Below are 20,212 nucleotides of genomic sequence, written 5' to 3' on the forward strand. Positions count from 1 at the left end.
GGCGCGAAGGCGCGCTCGCGCTGGAAGCGCTCCATACCCTTGATCATTTTCCGGTAAGACTTGTCGACCGGGTCGCGCACATACGGCACGTGCACGGTGGCAATCGGGCCGGTGACGGCCTGTGCAAGGCATGCGGGCGGCAGCAAGGCTGCGGACGCGGCCAGCATGACGGCGGGAAGGGCGCGGGTGGGCATTCCGACATCTTAAGGACTTCGGGCGCGGCGCCGCGCACCGCAGGGGGCCGGGTCCGGCCCCCTTATTTACGGCAGTCCTACCAGTGGCGTAACCGGCCGGTGTCCATGTGGACGAATTGCGAGGTCGGGTAATAGCCCACGCCGCCGCCCTTGGCAGCCAGCGCCGCCTTGTGCAGGTGCTCCAGCGAACGGCCCGGCATGCGGATGTCGATCGCCTTGCCTTCGAGGTGCATGCTGTGCTTGGCCACGCCGCCGCTGGCCGCGGCCAGCTTGCGGTTCGATTCGGGCGAGCGGTAACCGGAAATGACGTGCAGCACGTCGCTGTCGCCGAATTGCGAGGTGACGCGGTCGAGCAGGCTCAGCAACTGCGGGTCGATTTCCGACACGGTGTTGTTGCGGTGGTCGCGCAGCAGCTTGTTGATGTCCATCAGCGCTTCCGGCACGTACTGGCCTTCCGCGTAGAACACGCGTTTCAGGCTCTCGCCGGTGTGGGTGTTATACAGGCGAAGGATGCGTTCGCCTTCTACTGGTTTTGCCGTTTGGGCAACTTGCGCAGCTTTGGATAATGCCGGCACGCTGAGGACCGACGCCAGGACAACTGAGCTCTTGAGGAAAGATCGACGCTTGTTCATGGTGATGGTCCTCCATGTTCACTGATTTTCCATGATACAGCGTTGAGCTGGATGATGCACGCAACAGTGCGCTTCACGCCCGGCTGGGCGTGAATGCCTTGCCGATCAGGCAAGTGTTACTGGACGCTGGCGGCGCCGGGGCGGTTCTGCAGCACGCAGCGATTGGCGGAACAGGTAGCGCCGGGGTCCTGCACCATCATGCAGTTCGACAGCATGCCGCTGCGTTCGTTCTCCGACTTGCGGGCTGCGGTATGGTCGGCGGCCAGCCTGGCCAGCTTCGCCTCATCCGTACCTTTGGTCGAGTACGCGGCATAGCTCTCGGGACCGCCGCAGGCCTTGTGCCCGACCGCAATGGTCTTGCACTGGGCGTGGGAATCGCAGGCGGCGCTGCCGATCTCGGCCTGCATCTGCTGCCACAGTCCTTGCGACGGCGCGGCCGGCCTGGTCGCCGGGGCCTCGGGGGCCGCCGGCGTGGCCGACATGTTGGCCGACGAACCAGCCGTGGTGGTGGCGTCGCCGTTGGCGCCGGCACTGCAGGCGGCCATGGCGAACGCCAGGCTCAGGGCGCCTAAACGGGCGCAACGTGGGAAGGTCAGTTTTTTCATGTCGTAATCTTGGACCGGCAATATGAAAATAGCAAGCGGAGCACGCTTGCTTATATGCATTCGAAATTACGCGCACGGCCGTGCCCTTCTGCTAGAGTGCTCGATCAACAATATTCCTCACAGGACACCGCGATGAAACACGGATTCATGCTGGCCGGCGGCTTGCTGGCGCTGGCGGCCAGTTGCCACGCCGCTCCCGCCGCCGCCCCGGCCGCCGACAAGAACATGATCCGCGCCCACCTGAACTTCCTCGCGGACGACCTGCTGGAAGGGCGCGAGACTGGCAGCCGCGGCTACGATATCGCGGCGCGCTATGTCGCGGCCCAGTTCATGCAGTACGGCGTCAAACCGATGGGCGACAAGGGCGGCTACCAGCAGCTCGTGCCGCTGCGCGCGACGCGGCTGGTGCAGGAGTCGCCGGTGGTCGAGCTGCGCAGCAAGGCCGGCAGCGAAACGCTGGCCTACCTGGACGACTACGCGGTCAGCGGCAGCCTGCTGCAGGACCAGTCCGAAGTCAGCGCGCCGCTGATTTTCGTCGGCTACGGCATCCAGGCGAAGGCGTTCGGCTACGACGACTACGCCAATATCGACGTCAAGGGCAAGATTGTGGTGACGCTTGCCGGCAAGCCGAGCCGCCTGCCGACCGAGGAGGGCGCCCACTTCGCCAGCGGCGACCACAAGCGCGCCATCGCCGCGCGCTACGGCGCGGTCGGCACGGTCACCCTGCAGACGCCGGTAAGCGAAAAGGCCGCGGCTTTCTCCAAGAACCGCGACTACCGCTTCATTCCGTCCATGAGCTGGGTCGACCTCGAGGGCGAGGCCGCGCGCGAGGAAGCGGCGCTGCAGAACCGCATCAGCCTGAGCATCCCGGCGTCGAAAAAGTTGTTCGCGCATTCGGGCGGCGCCAGCCTGGACGACATCTACGCACTCGCCGAGGCCAACAAACCGGTGCCGCACATGGACCTGAACATGTCGATGCGCATGTTCAAGAAAAGCGTGCGCAACGATGTGGCCAGCACCAACGTGGTCGGCATGATTGAAGGCAGCGATCCGAAACTGAAGAACGAATACGTGGTGTTCACAGCCCACCTCGACCACCTGGGCCAGGTGAAGGAGCGCAGCGGCGACAACATCTTCAACGGTGCGATGGACAACGCCAGCGGCGTGGCCACGCTGATCGAAACGGCGCGCATGTTCGCCCAGTCCGGCGCCAGGCCGAAACGGTCGATACTGTTTATCGCCCTGACCGGCGAAGAGAAGGGCCTGCTGGGGGCCGACTACTTTGCCCACAACCCGACTGTGCCTGTGCGCTCGATTGTCGCCAACGTCAACCTCGACATGCCGCTGCTGGTGTTCGACTTCAATGACGTAATGGCCTTCGGCGCCCAGCATTCGACCCTGAAGGGCATCGCCACGCGCGCGCTGGCCAAGATGAACATGACACTGATTCCCGACCCGTGGCCGGAACTGGGCCTGTTCACGCGCTCCGACCATTACATGTTCGTGCGCCAGGGCATCCCGTCGATTTTCCTGGCGACCGGCATGGGCTCGGCCAACAAGGACGAGAACCCGGGCAAGCTGTGGGGCGACTTCCTGTCCAAGCGCTACCACCAGCCCAACGACGACCTGACGCAGCCGTTCAACTTCGACGCGGCGGCGCGCTTCGCCCAGCTGAACTACAACATCGCGCTGGAAATCGCGGACACACCGGCGCGGCCTGCGTGGAACAAGGGCGACTTCTTCGGCGACACCTTTTCGAAGTAAGTACAGGGCGGCGGCCTTGACCGCCCCACGCGATGCAACTATGCTTTTCGGGTAGCGCCGTGCCGCCCGAAGGCCGCGGCTTTTTTCTGACCGTGCCCTTCCCCGGACTGGAGCCCCCGATGCCTGTTAGCCGATGAGCGTTTTCGCGCGTTCCCTCACGATGATTGCCAGCTTTTGCGCCGCCCTCGGGACCGCCGGCTGCGCCCACCAGGCGCCGCCGGCGGCGCCCCTCGACGCCACTCGTTTCGCCAGCATCGACCAGGCGATCGAACAGGTCATCGGCGAACGACGCATGCCGGGCGCGGTGTTCCACCTCGAACGGGGCGGCATGGTGTACCAGAAGGCGTTCGGCCGCTACAGCTACGAGGAGCAGGCCGCGAAGGTGGCGCCCTCGACCGTGTTCGACGCGGCGTCGCTGACCAAGGTGGTGGCTACCGCGCCGTCGGTGCTGCTGCTGGCCGAGGACGGCCGCCTCGCGCTCGACGCGCCGCTGGTGCGCTACATTCCGGAATGCGGCGGCGGCGGGCGCGACCCGATCACCGTGCGCCACTTGCTGACCCATACCTCGGGCCTGCCAGCGGGATTGCCTGCGCTGCCGGCGTGGCAGGGCAGGCAGAAGGCGCTGGAACTGGCCTGCAGCCGCGTACCCACCCACAGCCCGGGACTCACTTTCCGCTATTCCGACGTCAATTACATCCTGCTGGGCGAGCTGGTGCAGCGCGTTTCGGGCAAGCCGCTGGACCGTTTTGCGCACGAACGGATCTTCGCGCCGCTGAAGATGCGCGACAGCGGCTTCCTGCCCTTGTCGATTTTCGCGGTGGACCGGGTGGCGCCGACCCAGCGCATCGGCGGCGATGCCTGGCGCATGCTGCAGGGCGAGGTACATGACCCGACCGCGCGCCGCATGGACGGCGTGGCCGGATCGGCCGGCATGTTTACCACCGTAGCCGACCTGGCGCGCTATGCGCGCATGCTGCTGGCCGGTGGCGAACTGGATGGCGTGCGGGTGTTGTCGGCCGAGAGCGTCCGGCTGATGACCACGCCGCAAAGCGGCGCCCACATCGGGGCGATGCGCGGCATGGGCATGGACATCGATTCCCCGTTCGCACGTCCGCGCGGCAAGCTGTTCCCGGTGGGGAGTTACGGGCATACGGGGTTTACCGGCTGTATCCTGTGGGTCGACCCGACCTCGGGAACCTTCTACCTGTTGTTGTCGAACCGGGTTTATCCGGACGACAAACAGAACATTCTCGATCTGTATGGGCGGCTTGGAACGCTTTCGGCCGAGGCGGTGAGCGGGTTCGAGTTCGTTCCTCCAGCGGCAGGGGCGCGGTAAGCCTGCGGCGGAACGGCGGATGCGTGCCGCGCACTTATCCGCCGTATTCCCCGGCCCACCTTTCTGTGTGTCTTGACACCCTATTCCGATACAATCCCAGTCCAAAGTAACCGCAAGCCATAAATGCGGGCTTTAACCAGACTTGGGAGATCGAATGAAGTTACGTTTGCTGTTGTTGGGTACGGCCGTCGCTGCCGGCAGCGCGCTTGCTGCGCCGCGCGGGTTCACCGTGGAAGACCTGGTCGCGATGGAACGCGTCGGCACGCCGGTGCTGTCGCCGGATGCGTCGCGCGTCGTCTATTCCGTCCGCACCACCGAGTTGGACAAGAACCGCGGCCATAACGAGCTGTGGATGGTCGACCTGCGCGCGGCCAAGCCGGCGCCGGTTCGCCTGACCAACCACACCGCCAGCAGCAGCGACCCGCAATGGTCACCGGCCGGCGACGCCATCTACTTCCTGTCCGGCCGCTCCGGCTCGTCGCAGGTCTGGCGCCTGCCATTGGGCGGCGGCGAAGCGTCGCGCGTGACCGACCTGCCGCTCGACGTCGACAACTTCCGCCTGGCCCCGACCGGCGACCGCCTGGCACTGAGCATGGCCGTGTTCCGCGACTGTCCGGACCTGGCATGCACCAAGGCGCGCATGGAAAAGCACAGCAAGGACAAGGCGACCGGCCGCGTCTACGACCGCATGTTCGTGCGCCATTGGGACACCTGGGCCGACGGCACCAACGCCGTGCTGTACTCGGCGCCGATCGACAGCACTGGCCGCGTCAGCGTGGCGCCGGTCAGCCTCTCCGGCACCCTGGACGGCGACGTGCCGTCCAAGCCTTTCGGCGACGCCGAGGAGTACCGCTTCAGCCCGGACGGCAAGACCATCGTGTTCTCGGTGCGTATCGCCGGCAAGAGCGAATCGTGGTCGACCAACTTCGACCTGTACAGCGTACCGGCATCAGGCGGCGCGGCCCCGCGCAACCTGACGGCGGAAAACCCGGCATGGGACACCAAGGGCACCTTCTCGCCGGATGGCCGCACCCTGGCATACCTGGCGATGGCCAGGCCCGGCTTCGAGGCCGACCGCTTCCAGGTCATGCTGATGGACGTCGCCACCGGCAAGAAGCGCAAGCTGGCCGACAACTGGGATCGCTCCGCGGGCGACCTGCGCTGGACCGCCGACGGCAAGTCGTTGGTGGTCGATGCGCAGGACGTCGGCCAGCACCGCCTGTTCTCGATCGATGCCGCCAGCGGCAAGGTCACCGCGCTGACCGGGCCTGGGTCGGTGGGCGGCTTCGACGTGCGCGGCGACACCGTCGCCTACAGCCTGTCGACCCTGCAGTCGGGCGCGCAGCTGTTCAAGTCGAAAATCGGCGGCAAGCCGGTCCAACTGACCTGGCAGAACAACGCCGCGCTGGCCGACGTGCGCTTCGGTGAATTTGAACAGTTCTCCTTCGCCGGCGCCAACGGCGAGACCGTGTACGGCCACGTGATGAAGCCATGGAACGCGGTGCCGGGACAGAAGTATCCGGTTGCATTCCTGGTGCACGGCGGCCCGCAGGGCAGCTTCGGCAACGGCTGGAGCTACCGCTGGAACCCGCAAGTGTATACGGGCGCGGGCTACGCTACCGTGTTCATCGACTTCCACGGTTCGACCGGCTACGGCCAGGCCTTCACCGATTCGATCAGCAACGACTGGGGCGGCAAGCCGCTGGAAGACCTGAAGAAGGGCATGGATGCGGCGGTCAAGAAGTTCCCGTGGCTGGACCGCGAACGCAGCTGCGCGCTGGGCGCGTCGTACGGCGGCTACATGATGAACTGGATCGAGGGTAACTGGTCCGACGGCTTCCGCTGCATCGTCAACCACGACGGCGTGTTCGACACCCGCGGCATGGCCTACTCGACCGAGGAACTGTGGTTCACCGAGTGGGAAAACGGCGGCACCTACTACGCCGCTTCCGACAACTACGAGCGCTTCAACCCGGTCCACCACGTCACCAAGTGGAAGACCCCGATGCTGGTGATCCAGGGCGAGAAGGACTTCCGCATCCCGACTTCGCAGGCACTGGGCGCCTTCACCGCGCTGCAGCGCCAGGGCATCGAGAGCAAGCTGCTGGTGTTCCCGGACGAGAACCACTGGGTGCTGAAGCCAGCCAACTCGCTGATGTGGCACCACACCGTGTTCAGCTGGCTCGACCAGCACCTGAAGCAGAAGTAATTACGGTTTGAGAACCGAAGAACCCGCATCGATGGTGCGGGCTTTTTTTTCGCTTGTGGCAATGTGTTTGGAATCTCTTCTAGCTGCTGAGGTCTTACAAGATGCGGCACCGCTGAGGGGTAGCAACGAAGGAGGTAATCGGGCCGGTGACTCATGTCGGCAACTTACATCACGGAACGGGTATGCAAGAGGTTCGACGAAAGCCAAAGAAGAGGTTGGTGCAGGTCGCGGGCGATTCAAGTTATCAACCCAAGATCAGCCCTAACAAGGAGATTTCCAACCCGCTCACAAATACCTCGACTGGGGGCACTTTCCGGCGCTGAACACCCACGCCAAGGTGTTCCCAGCCGGACCGATCCGCCTTCGGTACGGAGAGCATCGGGGTGCTGAGAACGGATTCGGGCTGGCACATATATGGGCAGCTCGCAAAATGAAAAGTGAGGTGCTCTCAACGCCGCTGTCCGCAGTCAACAAGGTCGCGAACTTGATACACAGCATCTTGCAATCTGGTGCGGAGATTTTTTACGAGGGATCCATGGCGAAGCGCTTTGACAGGGCAACCATTTTCAAGAGCAATGCTGTGGTCTAATTTGCCCGGTCACGTCGATAGGTGGACAATCCACCATCCGAGGAGATTTGCATGACAAGGCAACGCCGTAGTTTCGATCCCAGCTTCAAGCTTGAGGTCGTCAAAATGATCAAAGAACAGGGGCTGAGTGTTCAGCATGTGTGCCAGAGCATGAGCATTGGTCCCACCGCCGTTCGCCGCTGGGTGGAGCAGTACGATTCCGAGCAGGCTGGCCAGCCAGGCATTGGCAAACCGCTGACGCCTGAGCAGCAACGAATCCGGCAACTGGAGCAGGAGAACCGCCAACTGCGAGGAGACGTAGAAATTTTAAAAAAGGCGTCGGCCTTCTTTGCCCGCGAGCTGAAATGAGTTTTCGACTTATCGACGAGCTGCAAACGAAGGCCATCCCTGTCTCGCAAAGCTGCCGTGTACTGGGCGTTAGCCGTTCCGGTTTCTATGAAGCTAAGCGCCGTGCTGCTGCGCCGGTGGTTTGCAAAGCGAGTGTCCATTTACGCGCAGCTTTCGTGGCGAGTCACCAGAGCTATGGCAGTCGCCGTATGGTGGCAGAGCTGTCAAATCGGGGCATTGCGGCCGGTCGCTTCAAGGTTCGACGTTTGATGCGCCAGGCAGGCTTAAAACCCGTCTGGAAGCGCAAATTCATTCACACGACCGACAGCAAGCATGATCTGCCGATCGCCGCCAACGTACTGGCCCGCCAGTTCAATCCGGCCGCGCCAAATAAGGCCTACGTCTCCGACATCACCTACGTCCGGACCGGAGCCGGCTGGCTATACCTGGCGGTGGTGATCGACCTGTTCTCGCGCAAGGTGGTCGGTTGGGCCATGGCACCGAGCATGCCAGCCAAGCTGGTTTGCGATGCTCTGCACATGGCGGTTCAACAGCGGCGGCCTGGCGAAGGATTGATCGTTCATTCAGACCGCGGCAGCCAGTACGCCAGTGCTCAATACCAGGCGAAACTGGCCAGCCACGGCTTCATCTGCAGCATGAGCCGCAAAGGGAACTGCTGGGACAACGCCGTCGCCGAACGCTTCTTCCTGAACCTCAAAATGGAACGCGTGTGGCAGCGAGAATACGCCAACCACGCTGAGGCCAAGATCGATATCGCCGCCTACATCGTCGGCTTCTACAACAGCGAACGCCTGCACTCAGTTCTGGGCAATCTGTCGCCCTCCGTCTACGAACGGAACATGGCAGCAAAAAAACCTATCGTTGTGTCCGAATTTACTTGACCACCACACAAGTCAGGCACGGTGATCGTGGAGGAGCGGACTGATGGACGTGGTAACCCAGTGTATTCCATCGTTACGGCCATCCCAAACAAGCAGGTGCGCGGTGTGAAAATCGGGATGCTTCCCTGACGGCCCTGCGCTTTCGCAGGCAGAAACGAAGACGGCCGCTTCGAAAAGCGGCCGTCTTGAAATTAGTGCGTTGAGCCCAAGGTGTCCGATGCCTCTCTTTAGCTTCACCCGAAGGTTTGGTCCAGAGCACCAGCGCTTCCGCTGCCCCACTATTCAGAGCTACCGATTGCTCTGCCTGCCCAGATGCATGAAGACCACTTATCGGTCATGTCCTCACCAAATGCTCGATTGCAGGAGGCCCAACGGTTTGTATACTACCTCAAATTGATCCGAAACGATTTGCTTGCGTTTCGCGTGAAGTCGCAGTACATCATCCCGGGCATGCCAGAAACGGGGGGTTAGTTTGCTGGCGATTTTCGCTTATGATTGACGCTCTGATAATTTCAATGCCAGGAGTCGCCATGGGTTTGCTCGACGGAGTTTTGGGCAACGCATCGAAGATCGATGCGTCGAAGGTGCAGGAAGAATTCAGCAAGGTGCTCGCGCCCAACGAGAGGGTGGAGCATGCCTACCAGCTGATCCGGGACTATTTTGTTTTCACCGACAAGCGCCTGGTGCTGGTGGACAAGCAGGGTGTCACCGGCAGCAAGACCGATTACCACTCGATTCCCTACAAGAGCATCACCCATTTCAGCATCGAGACTGGCGGCACATTCGACCTGGACGCCGAGCTGCACATCTGGATTTCCGGCACCGCGGCGCCGATCGTCAAGCAGTTCAACAAGAAGCTGAGCATCTACGAAGTCCAGGGCGTGCTCGCGACCTACGTCCTGCGTTAATCACACAGCGCCCGCGTCCCTGACGATCATCAGGCGGCGCTCAGCGGCTGCGCATCGGCGGGCGCTTCGGTGCCGCGCGCTTCCAGCCGCGCATTCTTGATGTTGATCGGATCCCCGCATTCCGAGCAGACCTGGCCGGCGCGCGTCACCTTGCCGCAGCCGAGGTGGCGAAGCTGCAGCGGCGAACCGAGTTCCGACGGCATCCATTCTTCCGCATAACGCATCAGTTCCAGCGCCACCGGCATCAGGGCCAGGCCGGCCTTGGTCAGCCGGTAGGTATAGCGCGGCGGCCGCTCCTGGTAGGGCACCTTGACCACGATGCCGGCCGCGATCATGCGCGTCAGCCGGTTGGTCAGGATATTCGTCGCTGCGGTGGTCTTCTTTTGCAGCTCGTCGAATTTTTGCGGCCCCTGGAACAGTTCGCGCAAGGCAATCAATACCCATTCATCACCGATCAGGCTGGCGGCGCGGGCAATCGGGCAGGCGGTAGATGAGCGGGTGTCCATGTTTTTGATTTTACACGCTTGCAAAATGAAAGTCTAGCGTGTATCATCAATTGTGGGTTGCAAAATGCAAGCTACTGTAGAAGTAACGAAATGCCGGTGCGGGCCTTCTGCCGGCACCGAATTCAAGGGAGAACAATCATGAAAACCTTTTATCTGATCAGCGCCGCCGCCATCCTGGCCACCGGTTCCGCCCTGGCTGCGGAGCCGCCCAACGACGCGGTCGCCAAGGCCCAGCAGACCCAGGCCCAGATCCAGCGTGCCGATGTGATCGCCGAAACCAAGCGCGCCATCGCCAGCGGGGAGCTCAAGTTCGGCCCGCTGGTGGACTACCAGTCGCAGTTCGGGCCGACGGCGGTGCGCAGAGGACAAGGCACCGCGCGCAGCGGCGTCGAAGCGCGCGGCGGCGTGGCGCAGGGACGCACCGTGGCGATGGAACCGGCCAAGCCTCAACAGCCTGCCATGCCGACCACCCCGGTAGAGAAGTGATCGGGGGAAGTAAGTACCCGCCAACGCGCGACTCGCAGTTTATGGGTTTCCGTGCAGAAATTCATGTGAAGCACTGAATTGATGAACACACCATCCACCACGCGGCGCGCGTGGCGGCTGACGAAGCAGGCGCGCGCGGCATCTCTGATCGCGTCGTACATGCGCAATGCCGCGCATGGGTAGCAAAACTGTAGACGTAGCTGTCCTTTACTTAACCCTTAGTTGACATACTCCCCTTCGTGAACGAAAGGGGATTCCCACTGCTGGCGTCTGATGCCCCAGACGGAAGCCGGACTGAAAGAGCCCAGCTTCTTATTCAATCCGCAGGATATCTCTCGACCTCGCCTAAGGCGACTGCGGATTGGAAAAAGCGGTACTGGTAAATCATGCCCAGCGCGTAATCGCATACTGAAGCACTTATGGAGTTTGACCGTGAACCAACACCAAAGTTCAAAACATTTTTTTACTTGGACGGCTGCGGGCGCTACGCGCCCGGCTCCTTTCACTCCCTGCCCTGAAGTACAGGGTTTCTCGGAGCAATTCCGATGAAAGTGAGCGAACCATGTGGAGCTATGTCCTTCTTGCGCCTGTCCTTGCTGTTGCCGCGTCGTCCATCTACGTCGGTAGCTTCATCCATGCCATCCCTGACCGCAACGAGGACTTCAACATTTTCCTGCAGCTGAGGTAATCCGGCGATCTGAAAAAAATACCGCCGGATTCGCGGAAGTCATCTTCATCTACTAAGGACAGCCACCATGCAAGTGCCAGCCAATATCCTCTCGCTCAAGAAGCGCGTTGTTGCAGAAATCTCGGACGACCTTGCGGCGCATGCGCCGGAAGATACCTGCCTGCTGCTCGACAGCACCGGGCCGAGCTTCACCCGCCAGTACATCGTGCTGAATGCCATCGGCGTCGAGCGCCTGGCCAGGTTCGGCGAAATCCACGCCTTTTCCGGCTCGGTGTATGCGCTGTTCGGCTTCCTGGCTTTCGCCACCGGCCGCAACCGGGTCAGCATCGATTCGCTGTGCCATCCTGAGGCCGAAACAGTGTTCCGCAACCAGCATCACGTGGGCGCATTTTCGGGCCTGCGCTCGATCTCCAAGCTCATGGTCGGCAAGCCGGCCTTCGATTCGGTCGACCCGCTGGTGGCCTCGCTCGAATACATATTCGGCGACTTCGTCGACCAGCCTTTCTCGGTCTTCGGCGCCAACATCCACGTCTATCTCGCCAAGTCGAAGGAGGCGCCGCTGCTGGTGCTGTCGAATAACGAACGCTGCTCGCCGGAACTGGTGAAGCTGCGCAAGCTGCCGATCAAGCACGTGATCGCGATGGCCGCCAACGTGCCGATCGTGTACGGCGGCGCGCGCGAGGGCACGCCTTACTTCGACCCGGTCTACACCGAGCATTACGTGCCGACCCTGAAGGCGATTACCTCCACCGACCGCCACACCCTGATCTCGACCCCGTGGCGTTCGGGCCAGAAGGACAACCGCCGCTACCTGAACTGCTACCCGAAGGGCAATGCGCGCTGGCTGATGCTGAAGGACTTCACGCGCCTGGTCAGCGGGCAGCGCAATGTGTCGTGGAGCCGCGACATCTACACGGCGTTCAAGGTCGCGGCCTGACGCCGGCAAAGGGGCGCGCGCCTGCAGGCGCGCGGCTTCTGTGATAACTTGGAATCATCCGAACCCGCTGCAGGAAGCCTACGATGATTCCACTTTCCGTTCTCGACCTGGCCCCCATCACCGAGGGCAGCGACGCTGCCCAGTCGTTCCGCAACAGCGTCGACCTGGCGCAGGCCGCCGAACGCTGGGGCTATAACCGCTACTGGCTGGCCGAGCACCACGGCATGCCGGGCATCGCCAGCGCCGCCACCGCGGTGCTGATCGGCCACATCGCAGGCCATACCTCGCGCATCCGCGTGGGCGCCGGCGGCGTCATGCTGCCGAACCACTCGCCGCTGGTCATCGCCGAACAGTTCGGCACGCTGGCTTCACTGTATCCGGGACGGATCGACCTCGGGCTCGGGCGCGCTCCCGGTTCCGACCAGGCCACCGCGCGCGCCATGCGCCGCAACCTGGCCTCCGATGCGGACGAATTCCCGCAGGACGTACGCGAGCTAATGGACTATTTTTCGTCCGAGCAGAAGCGCCAGGTGCGCGCCGTGCCCGGGGCGGGACTCGACGTGCCGATCTGGATCCTCGGTTCCAGCCTGTTCGGCGCCCAGCTGGCGGCCGCCTACGGCCTGCCGTACGCCTTCGCCTCGCACTTCGCTCCAGGCCAGATGATGGACGCCATCGCGGTCTACCGCGATACCTTCCGCCCGTCGGCGCGGCTCGACAAGCCTTACGTGATGTTGGGGTTTAACGTGATCGCGGCCGAAACCGACGGAGAAGCGGCGGTGCTGGCCACCTCGCAGCAGCAGGCCTTCGTCAACCTGCGCTCGGGCCGTCCGGGACGGTTGCAGCCGCCGGTGCCCGGCTACCTGGAATCGCTCGGGCCGCAGGAGCGCGCGATGCTGGACCAGGTGCTGTCTTGCTCCGCGGTCGGCTCGCCAGCCACGGTGGAACGCCAGGTGCAGGCCTTCCTGGCCCGCACCGGCGCCGACGAGCTGATGCTGACCTGCCAGATCTTCGACCACTATGCGCGCCTGCGCTCGTACCAGATCGTCGGCGAAGTCCACCACCGCGAGCGCGGCCTGGATTAATCCGGCTCGGCCGCCGTGTCGGTGCGCAGCGCCTGCAGCACGCGGGACTCGTCCAGGCCGGGCGCGCACAGTTCGATGAAGCGGTAGGCGTAGCGGCGCAGGTAGTGGCCGCGGCGCACCGCGATGCGGGCCACGTTTTCCGGGAACAGATGCTTGCTGTCGAGCTGGCGCAGGCCGCGGTCCTTGTCCGGGTTGACCGCCATCGAGGCCACGATGCCCACCCCCAGCCCCAGTTCCACATAAGTCTTGATCACGTCCGCGTCCAGCGCCGACATCACGATGTCGGGCACCGCGCCGGCTTGGGCGAAAGCCTGGTCGAGGTGGGTGCGGCCGGTGAAGCCTTCGTGGTAGGTGATGATCGGGTGTTCGGTCAGGGCTTCCAGGGTCAGCGGATACACGTCTTCGAGCGGATGCCCGGCCGGGACGATCACCGAATGGTGCCAGCGGTAGAAGGGGAAGGAGGCGAACGAGGACACGTCCGACAGCGCCTCGGTCGCCACCCCGATGTCGGCCTCGCCATCGAGCAGCAGCTTGACGATCTCACCCGGACTGCACTGGTGCAGCTTGAGGTGCACCTTGGGATAGGCCTTCTTGAATTCGGTGATCACGGCCGGCAGCGCGTAGCGCGCCTGGGTGTGGGTGGTGGCCACCGTCAGCTGGCCGACGTCGCGCTGGCTGTACTGGTCGCCCAGGCGCTTGATGTTGGCCGCCTCCATCAGCATGCGGTCGACCATCACCACCAGTTCCTTGCCCGGCTCGGTCAAGCCCAGCAGGCGCTTTCCCTTGCGCGTGAACAGCTCGACGCCCAGCTCGTCCTCGAGGTCCTTGATGTGCTTGGACACCCCGGACTGCGAGGTGAACAGGGCGGCGGCCACCTCGGTGAGGTTGAAGCCGCGCCTGACGGTTTCGCGGATGATGCGCAATTGTTGGAAATTCATGACGTGTGCCTGGCTGCTTGTTTTACAGGCAGTCTATCTGCCGGGCACTGCGATGGGAAATACAGTTAACGCAACAACTCATTACTTTTAAAGCTAAGCGCCCAGATTGGCCCGCGTATGGTGGCGCAGCCGCGCCAGTGCGCTGCGGCGGCCCTTGACGGCGGCCAGGCCGGTATCGATGGCGCCGAGCGGAAAGTCCTCGACGCTGTCCTGCAGGCCTGCCAGCAGGGACAGTCCCGCCGGCCAGGCGCCGAAGCCCGATTCGGTATTGACGTGGCCGGCGTTGCCGAGGTCCATCAAGCGGCTGCCCCACTGGTCGGCCAGCTGCACCGCGCGTTCGAACTGGAGCCAGGGATCGTCGCGGCTGGCGACCATCAGGCTGCTTGATGCCAGCGGCGCCTGCGGCAGCACCTGGGCCACGCTGATGCCGTCGGGGTAGTCCTCACGGGTGCCGAACAGCGAGAAGCGGCGCGGTTCGGCCGGCGCTACCAGCAGCAGCCCGGCCACCTTGCCGGGCCGGTCGGCGGCGGCGATCACGCTGGCCAGGCAGCCGAAGCTGTGCGCCACCAGCCACACCGCGCCCGGCGCCTCGTCGATTTCGCGCCGCACTTCCTCCGCCCAGCTGGCCAGCACGGGGCGTTCCCAGTCGATGCCGGAAACGCGCCGCGCATCCGGCAGCTGGCCTTCCATCCACGTTTGCCAGTGGCCGGGGCCGCTGCCGTGAAAGCCGGGGACGATCAGGGTGGTGGTTTGCATGGCGCGCTCCTTGCCTCACTTGCTGGCGTAGATCTGGTCGAAGGTGCCGCCGTCGGCGAAGTGGGTCTTCTGCGCCTTGGCCCAGCCGCCGAAGGTGTCGTCGATGGTGAAGGTCTTCAGTTTCGGGAAGCGCGCGACGTCCTTCGGATCGGCCAGCGCGGGCTTGACCGGGCGGTAGTAATGCTTGGCCACCAGCTTCTGGCCGGCCGGCGAGTACAGGTAATCGAGGTAAGCGCTGGCGACCTTGGTGGTGCCGCGGCGATCGGTGACGGCGTTGACCACGGCCACCGGCGGTTCGGCCAGCACCGACACCGACGGCACGACAATCTCGAACTTGTCCGGTCCCAGTTCATTCACCGACAGGAAGGCCTCGTTTTCCCAGGCCAGCAGAACGTCGCCCAGGCCGCGCTGGACGAAGGTATTGGTCGAACCGCGGGCGCCGGAGTCGAGTACCGGCACGTGCTTGAACAGTTCAGCGACGAAACCCTGCGCCTTGGCTTCGGTGCCGCCCGGCTTCTTCAGGGCGTAGCCCCAGGCTGCCAGGTAGTTCCAGCGCGCGCCGCCCGAGGTCTTCGGGTTCGGGGTAATCACCGAGACGCCCGGCTTGACCAGGTCGTCCCAGTCCTTGATGCCTTTCGGATTGCCCTTGCGCACCAGGAACACGATGGTCGACACGTAGGGCGAGCTGTTGTTGGCGCGCGTCTTCTGCCAGTCGGCCGGGATGCGTTTGGTCTTTTCCGCGATGGCGTCGATGTCGTAGGCCAGCGCCAGGGTGACGACGTCCGCTTCCAGCCCGTCGATCACCGCGCGCGCCTGCTTGCCCGAGCCGCCGTGCGACTGGCGGATGGTGACCGCTTCGCCGGTCTTTGCTTTCCAGTACTTGCTGAATTCCTGGTCGTATTCCTGGTACAGCTCGCGGGTCGGGTCGTAGGACACGTTCAGCAGGGTGGTCTGGGCCAGCGCCGGACCGGCGATGCCGGCAAGCAGGGTGGCGATGATGAGTGAACGGCGTGCGGGGCGGAGCATGATTTTTTTCCTCGGTAAGGGTGATTGAATGTGTATGAACCGAGTCTACTGTCGGCCCCGATGGACACGAACCAAGAAATTCTGCAATGCTTATCAAGGCGGCGCCCGGATGATGGCCGGGCCGGAAGTTTACGCCGGCGTCGTGTAAAAATGCTAACCTCATGGAATTAAGCCCGGCTTGCCCATCCACGACTTGCGTCAATGCCCACAGCCCGCAATACATCGCCGACCACCTTCCCGGAAACAACGGACTCGATCCGCTCCCCGCCACTGTGGCTGGCGACCGGCACGCTGCTGCTTTCGCTGCTGGCAACCACCATGCTCTGGCACCAGGCCGAGCTGTCGCGGATGGCAAGGGTGCGCTCCGAGTTCGAATTCCAGGCGCGCCACGTCGCCGCCCAGGTCGGACGCCGGATGGCCACCTACGAACAGGCCTTGCGCGGGCTGAAGGGAAGCCTGCACGGCTCGATGGAAATCGGCCGCGACGAGTTCCGCGACTATGTCGACACGCTGCGCCTGGCCGAGCTGTATCCGGGCATCCAGGGTATCGCCATGTCCGAGATCGTCCCCGGCCCGCCGGCGGCGACTCCGGTCCCCGGTCCCGGGCCGCAGGCACTGCAGCATGCCGCGCATGCCGTGTGGCCGTCCGGTCAACGCGACCTCTACACGGCGATCATCCGCATTGAGCCGCTCAACGCCATGAACCGCCGCGCGCTGGGCTTCGACATGTTTAGCGAACCGGTGCGGCGCGCGGCGATGGAAAGGGCGCGCGATACCGGCGAAGCGGCCCTGTCCGGCAGGGTGACGCTGGTGCAGGAATTGCGGCCGAACGGGCAGCCGGGCGCGCTGCTGTACCTGCCGGTGTACCGGCGCGGCATGCCGGCGGGAACGGCGGAGCAGCGCCGCGCCGCGATCATCGGCTGGGTCTACGCGCCGTTCCGCACGGGCGACTTCATGCGCGCACTGGAAAGCGAACGTTACGTCGGCCTGGCGGTCTCGATCCATGACGGGCCAACCGTGTCGGACGCCAGTTGCATGCACGGCTGCGATTTCGTGCGGAAAGCCGGCGGCGCTTCGGGCCTGGAATTGACCAGCGCGATCGACATCGCGGGTCGCCCGTGGCTCGTCCACGTGCGCGGCACCCCGGCCTTCGAGGAGCGTATCAAGAGCGATGCCCCGCGTTTCATCGCCATCGGCGGCGCCGTCGCCAGCCTGCTGCTGGCCTCGCTGGTCTGGGTGCTCGGCAGCGGCAGGCAGCGCGCCTGGGCGCTGGCCACCCGCATGGCGGAGGAACTGCGCGCGTCCGGCAAGGCGCTGGAGGCGGCGCAGCGGCTGGAATCGATCGGCATGCTGACAGGCGGCGTGGCGCACGACTTCAACAACGTACTACAGATCATTTCCGGCAATGTCCAGCTACTGTTGCGCTACCAGTCCACGCCCGAGAAGCGCGCGGCCCGGTTGAAAAGCATCGGCAATGCCGTCGAACGGGGCGCCAGGCTGTCGGCGCAGCTGCTTGCCTTCGCGCGCCGCCAGCAGCTGCATCCGCAGGCGGTTGACCTGCGCCTGCTGCTGGCCGGCATCGACGACCTACTGCAGCGCGCGACCGGGGTGGAGGTGGCGCTGGCGGTGCACAGCGAGCCGGGCGTGTGGGACGTGCTGGCCGATCCGTCGCAGCTTGAGAACGTGATCCTGAACCTGGCGATCAACGCACGCGACGCCATGAGGGGCCGCGGCAGGCTGGAGATCGGCCTGGAGAATGTCTTGCCGGACGGGGAAAAGCTGGCGGCGATATCGGACATCCGGCCGGGCGAGTACGTGCGCATCGCGGTGCGCGACACCGGGCCGGGCATGCCGCCGGAAGTGCGGGCGCGGGCGTTCGAGCCTTTCTTCACCACCAAGCCGGAGGGACAGGGCAGCGGGCTGGGCCTGAGCATGGCCTACGGCTTCGTGAAGCAGAGCGGCGGGCATATCGACATCGACAGCGCGGAGGGAATGGGAACCACCATCGCCATCTACCTGCCGCGCTCCTACCAGGCGCCGCAAGCCGCGGCGCCGGCCAGCGAGGTGGCCGAGGTTGCCGAAGGCCGGGGCGAGACCATCCTGGTGGTGGACGACGACCTGCCGGTGCAGGAAGCGGCGGCCGACATGCTGGCCGAGCTGGGTTACAAGGTGCTGCGCGCCAGTGACGGCGCAAGCGCGCTGGAGATGCTCGGCCAGGCCGGCCACGTCGACGTGCTGTTTACCGACGTGGTGATGCCGGGACCGGTCTCCAGTATCGAACTGGTGCGCGCCGCGAGCGCCCGCTTGCCGGGACTGGCCGTACTGCTGACCTCGGGATACCCGCGCGACCTGATGAACCAGGTGCGCGACGCTGCTCCCGGCGCGCAGCTGCTCGCCAAACCCTACCAGCGCGAAGAGCTGGCGCTGAAGGTCAGGCAGCTGTTGGACGCGCGACCAGAAACCCCGGCGGACTAGAAAGTGGGCTCAGCGTCACCCAGTGCGTGAACCAGGCAGCGATCGAGCCTAAAGCAGCGACAGCGCTGGTCCGTCCCTGCTTCCCAGCCAGGTGGAATCGAAGCGCTTCTGCGCCGCAGCCAGCGCCGCGGCATCGCCGCGCTTGCGGTAAAGCTCGATCAAACCGCGCAGCGCCCACCCATTGCTCGGCGTGCGCGCCAGCGATGTGCGGAACACCTGTTCGGCGGCGTCCAGCTGGCCGCCGCGCATCAGCGCCGCGCCCAGCGACTGGCGCACCGGGTAATACCAGTAGGGCGGCTCGGTGTACGGCAGCGTGTCCTGCACCGCTATCGCTTCCTCATAGGCCTTGATCGCCGCCGGCAGGTCGCCTTTGGCATCGGCCAGGCGGCCGGCGGCCACCGCCCGCGCCGTGTGCACGATCTCTTTCGCGGGAACGCCCCAGTCGGCGATCGGCTTGAAGTCGGCCGTGCGTTCGAGTTTGGCCAGCGCATCGACTTCCGCGGCGCCTTCGGCCAGTGCGCCCTTGCGTGCGAAACCGACGGCGCGCGCGTAGTGCCACATGGCCTTGGGCAGCACCAGGTCCGGCCCGGGATCGGGCAGCGACACCAGCACGTCGGGGCTGCTGAACTGCACGTGCGAGAAGTAGGGCGCCGCCTTCACCGGCTGCAGGACGCCGAAATCCTTCACCAGCGCTGCCGGAAGCGACTTATCCAGCTTGGCCGCAGCGCCCAGCGCGGTCTTGCCGTCGCCTCCCATCAGCGCCGACACCATCACGAAGTGGATGTTATGCGGATAGTAGGCGCCCTTGTAGACCGGGTCGCTGTCGGAGCGGCTGAAATACTTCTCGTCGGCGGCAATCGCTTCGAGGTTCGATTTCAGCGACTCCTTGTACATGCCCACGCGGTAGTAGATGTGTGACGGCATGTGCACGATGTGGCCTGCGCCCGGTATCTGCTTCGCCAGCACGCGCGCGGCGGGCAGGGCTTTTTCGGGATGGGTCGAGGCTTCGACCGCATGGATGTAGTAGTGCGCGGCCCCGGGGTGGGTGGGATTGCGTTCGAGCACGCGCTCGAGCGCATCGACCAGGTCGGCGGTGCGGCCCTTCGGTTTCGCGCCCGCCGCTTCCCAGTAGTCCCAAGGCGACAGGTCCATCAGCGATTCGGCGTACAGCACCTGGATGGTGTCGTTGTTGGGCCAGGCGCGCGCCGCTTCGGCCATGGCGTCGGCGTAGGCCTTGTCGAGCGGGGCGCGGTCGGCCGGCGCCGTTGCCGCGTAACGGAGCGACGCCGCCTTGATCAGCGCCTGTTCGGCCGGGCTGGCGCCCGCGGCAAGCCTGGCGGCGTTGGCCGCGGCGGCAAAGGCCGGCGCGACAGCGTGCGGGAACATCGGGGCGTTGATATTAGGCCCGAGCACCAGCGCTTCGCCCCAGTAGCATATGGCGCAGCCGGGATCGAGCTGCTGCGCGGCGCGGAAGGCGCGCGCCGCTTCGGCATGGTTGAAGGCGAAGGTGAGCCGCATGCCTTGGTCGAAGTAGGCCTGCGCCTGCGCATTGCGGGTGCTGATCGGCACGTGCAGCTTGCCGAGGTCCTTGTACAGCGGCGGCTTGCCTTCGGCGGCGCGCCGGGCCGGTTGCTGGCCGGGCTTGAACGGCGCCGTTTCCGTCGCCTGGGCAAGCACCAGCCGGTCGAGAAGCGGCGGCCGGCCCTTCTGGCCCGGGGCGCAGACGGCGCCGCCCGTGAGCAGGGGATCGAAACCATTCGCAACTTGTTTCTGCGCCTGCGTGGGCGCCAGGGCGGCAAGGCCGGCAACGGCGACGCCGGCCAGCGCAACCAGGGAAGTCTTGTTCTTCATA

16 protein-coding genes and 1 pseudogene are annotated in these 20,212 nt (G+C 64.6%); 9 read left to right on the forward strand and 8 right to left on the reverse strand.

Annotated elements, in window-relative coordinates:
• The 3 genes and pseudogenes from D3872_RS25325 to D3872_RS18885 form a co-directional block, all read right to left on the reverse strand.
• Nucleotides 1-194, reverse strand: a pseudogene (locus D3872_RS25325) (hypothetical protein); the annotation flags it as partial.
• A 77-nt stretch (nucleotides 195-271) separates the two neighbouring features.
• On the reverse strand, nucleotides 272-826 hold the full coding sequence (gene mepK / locus D3872_RS18880) for a peptidoglycan L,D-endopeptidase MepK (RefSeq protein ID WP_119812266.1): 555 nt from the start codon (nucleotides 824-826) through the stop codon (nucleotides 272-274).
• Between the two features lie 116 nt (nucleotides 827-942).
• Complete coding sequence (locus tag D3872_RS18885) at nucleotides 943-1,431, reverse strand: hypothetical protein (RefSeq protein WP_147373928.1); 489 nt, start codon at nucleotides 1,429-1,431, stop codon at nucleotides 943-945.
• 132 nt (nucleotides 1,432-1,563) lie between these two features.
• On the opposite strand from D3872_RS18885, the gene D3872_RS18890 reads away from it, so the two are divergent.
• From D3872_RS18890 to D3872_RS18910, 5 genes are all read left to right on the forward strand, one after another.
• Nucleotides 1,564-3,195: a M28 family metallopeptidase gene (locus D3872_RS18890; RefSeq protein ID WP_182915858.1), complete on the forward strand. Its 1,632-nt coding sequence runs from the start codon at nucleotides 1,564-1,566 to the stop codon at nucleotides 3,193-3,195.
• Nucleotides 3,196-3,328: 133 nt separating this feature from the next.
• On the forward strand, nucleotides 3,329-4,531 hold the full coding sequence (locus tag D3872_RS18895; protein ID WP_229459411.1) for a serine hydrolase domain-containing protein: 1,203 nt from the start codon (nucleotides 3,329-3,331) through the stop codon (nucleotides 4,529-4,531).
• Nucleotides 4,532-4,685: 154 nt separating this feature from the next.
• Nucleotides 4,686-6,740, forward strand: a complete 2,055-nt coding sequence (locus D3872_RS18900) for a S9 family peptidase (protein ID WP_119812269.1) — start codon at nucleotides 4,686-4,688, stop codon at nucleotides 6,738-6,740.
• Between the two features lie 640 nt (nucleotides 6,741-7,380).
• Nucleotides 7,381-8,558, forward strand: a protein-coding gene (locus tag D3872_RS18905; protein WP_220476966.1) for an IS3 family transposase whose coding sequence is annotated in 2 segments (ribosomal slippage) — nucleotides 7,381-7,648 and nucleotides 7,648-8,558 — 1,179 coding nt in all. Because the reading frame shifts where the segments join, the coding sequence is not laid out codon by codon here.
• 530 nt (nucleotides 8,559-9,088) lie between these two features.
• Nucleotides 9,089-9,466 carry a PH domain-containing protein gene (locus tag D3872_RS18910; RefSeq protein ID WP_119812270.1) on the forward strand — a complete coding sequence of 126 codons (378 nt, stop codon included), beginning with the start codon at nucleotides 9,089-9,091 and terminating at the stop codon, nucleotides 9,464-9,466.
• A 29-nt stretch (nucleotides 9,467-9,495) separates the two neighbouring features.
• Here D3872_RS18910 and D3872_RS18915 read toward each other — a convergent pair whose 3' ends face one another.
• Nucleotides 9,496-9,972, reverse strand: a complete 477-nt coding sequence (locus D3872_RS18915) for a winged helix-turn-helix transcriptional regulator (RefSeq protein WP_119812271.1) — start codon at nucleotides 9,970-9,972, stop codon at nucleotides 9,496-9,498.
• A gap of 138 nt (nucleotides 9,973-10,110) precedes the next feature.
• Here D3872_RS18915 and D3872_RS18920 point away from each other — a divergent pair, with 138 nt between their 5' ends.
• The 3 genes from D3872_RS18920 (at nucleotide 10,111) to D3872_RS18930 (ending at nucleotide 13,165) form a co-directional block, all read left to right on the forward strand.
• On the forward strand, nucleotides 10,111-10,458 hold the full coding sequence (locus tag D3872_RS18920) for a DUF4148 domain-containing protein (RefSeq protein WP_119812272.1): 348 nt from the start codon (nucleotides 10,111-10,113) through the stop codon (nucleotides 10,456-10,458).
• A gap of 755 nt (nucleotides 10,459-11,213) precedes the next feature.
• Nucleotides 11,214-12,083, forward strand: coding sequence for a hypothetical protein (locus tag D3872_RS18925; RefSeq protein ID WP_119812273.1), 870 nt, complete (start codon nucleotides 11,214-11,216; stop codon nucleotides 12,081-12,083).
• Nucleotides 12,084-12,166: 83 nt separating this feature from the next.
• Nucleotides 12,167-13,165 carry an LLM class flavin-dependent oxidoreductase gene (locus tag D3872_RS18930; RefSeq protein ID WP_119812274.1) on the forward strand — a complete coding sequence of 333 codons (999 nt, stop codon included), beginning with the start codon at nucleotides 12,167-12,169 and terminating at the stop codon, nucleotides 13,163-13,165.
• Here the strand turns inward: D3872_RS18930 and D3872_RS18935 are convergent.
• The 3 genes from D3872_RS18935 to D3872_RS18945 all read right to left on the reverse strand — a co-directional run bounded on the left by D3872_RS18935 (nucleotide 13,162) and on the right by D3872_RS18945 (nucleotide 15,885).
• Nucleotides 13,162-14,103 carry a CysB family HTH-type transcriptional regulator gene (locus D3872_RS18935; RefSeq protein ID WP_119812275.1) on the reverse strand — a complete coding sequence of 314 codons (942 nt, stop codon included), beginning with the start codon at nucleotides 14,101-14,103 and terminating at the stop codon, nucleotides 13,162-13,164. The two genes, D3872_RS18930 and D3872_RS18935, sit on opposite strands and share 4 nt — an antisense overlap.
• A gap of 93 nt (nucleotides 14,104-14,196) precedes the next feature.
• Nucleotides 14,197-14,859, reverse strand: a complete 663-nt coding sequence (locus tag D3872_RS18940) for an RBBP9/YdeN family alpha/beta hydrolase (RefSeq protein WP_119812276.1) — start codon at nucleotides 14,857-14,859, stop codon at nucleotides 14,197-14,199.
• Between the two features lie 15 nt (nucleotides 14,860-14,874).
• The gene (locus D3872_RS18945) at nucleotides 14,875-15,885 is read right to left on the reverse strand and encodes a sulfate ABC transporter substrate-binding protein (RefSeq protein ID WP_119812277.1); all 1,011 of its coding nucleotides are present in this window, start codon (nucleotides 15,883-15,885) and stop codon (nucleotides 14,875-14,877) included.
• 201 nt (nucleotides 15,886-16,086) lie between these two features.
• On the opposite strand from D3872_RS18945, the gene D3872_RS18950 reads away from it, so the two are divergent.
• Entirely contained in the window at nucleotides 16,087-18,360 is a 2,274-nt protein-coding gene (locus D3872_RS18950) for a CHASE domain-containing protein (RefSeq protein WP_119812278.1), read from the forward strand.
• Between the two features lie 48 nt (nucleotides 18,361-18,408).
• On the opposite strand, the gene D3872_RS18955 is transcribed toward D3872_RS18950, so the two are convergent.
• Entirely contained in the window at nucleotides 18,409-20,211 is a 1,803-nt protein-coding gene (locus tag D3872_RS18955; RefSeq protein WP_229459412.1) for a tetratricopeptide repeat protein, read from the reverse strand.
• Between the last annotated feature and the right edge of the window lies 1 nt (nucleotide 20,212).

The organism is Massilia cavernae (genome assembly GCF_003590855.1).
GTDB lineage: Bacteria > Pseudomonadota > Gammaproteobacteria > Burkholderiales > Burkholderiaceae_D > Telluria_A > Telluria_A cavernae.

Bases quoted from the DNA above. Each gene is read 5' to 3' on its own strand.
- mepK (WP_119812266.1), bottom strand. From the start codon at position 826: ATGAACAAGCGTCGATCTTTCCTCAAGAGCTCAGTTGTCCTGGCGTCG.
- D3872_RS18885 (WP_147373928.1), bottom strand. From the start codon at position 1,431: ATGAAAAAACTGACCTTCCCACGTTGCGCCCGTTTAGGCGCCCTGAGC.
- D3872_RS18890 (WP_182915858.1), top strand. From the start codon at position 1,564: ATGAAACACGGATTCATGCTGGCCGGCGGCTTGCTGGCGCTGGCGGCC.
- D3872_RS18895 (WP_229459411.1), top strand. From the start codon at position 3,329: ATGAGCGTTTTCGCGCGTTCCCTCACGATGATTGCCAGCTTTTGCGCC.
- D3872_RS18900 (WP_119812269.1), top strand. From the start codon at position 4,686: ATGAAGTTACGTTTGCTGTTGTTGGGTACGGCCGTCGCTGCCGGCAGC.
- D3872_RS18910 (WP_119812270.1), top strand. From the start codon at position 9,089: ATGGGTTTGCTCGACGGAGTTTTGGGCAACGCATCGAAGATCGATGCG.
- D3872_RS18915 (WP_119812271.1), bottom strand. From the start codon at position 9,972: ATGGACACCCGCTCATCTACCGCCTGCCCGATTGCCCGCGCCGCCAGC.
- D3872_RS18920 (WP_119812272.1), top strand. From the start codon at position 10,111: ATGAAAACCTTTTATCTGATCAGCGCCGCCGCCATCCTGGCCACCGGT.
- D3872_RS18925 (WP_119812273.1), top strand. From the start codon at position 11,214: ATGCAAGTGCCAGCCAATATCCTCTCGCTCAAGAAGCGCGTTGTTGCA.
- D3872_RS18930 (WP_119812274.1), top strand. From the start codon at position 12,167: ATGATTCCACTTTCCGTTCTCGACCTGGCCCCCATCACCGAGGGCAGC.
- D3872_RS18935 (WP_119812275.1), bottom strand. From the start codon at position 14,103: ATGAATTTCCAACAATTGCGCATCATCCGCGAAACCGTCAGGCGCGGC.
- D3872_RS18940 (WP_119812276.1), bottom strand. From the start codon at position 14,859: ATGCAAACCACCACCCTGATCGTCCCCGGCTTTCACGGCAGCGGCCCC.
- D3872_RS18945 (WP_119812277.1), bottom strand. From the start codon at position 15,885: ATGCTCCGCCCCGCACGCCGTTCACTCATCATCGCCACCCTGCTTGCC.
- D3872_RS18950 (WP_119812278.1), top strand. From the start codon at position 16,087: ATGCCCACAGCCCGCAATACATCGCCGACCACCTTCCCGGAAACAACG.
- D3872_RS18955 (WP_229459412.1), bottom strand. From the start codon at position 20,211: ATGAAGAACAAGACTTCCCTGGTTGCGCTGGCCGGCGTCGCCGTTGCC.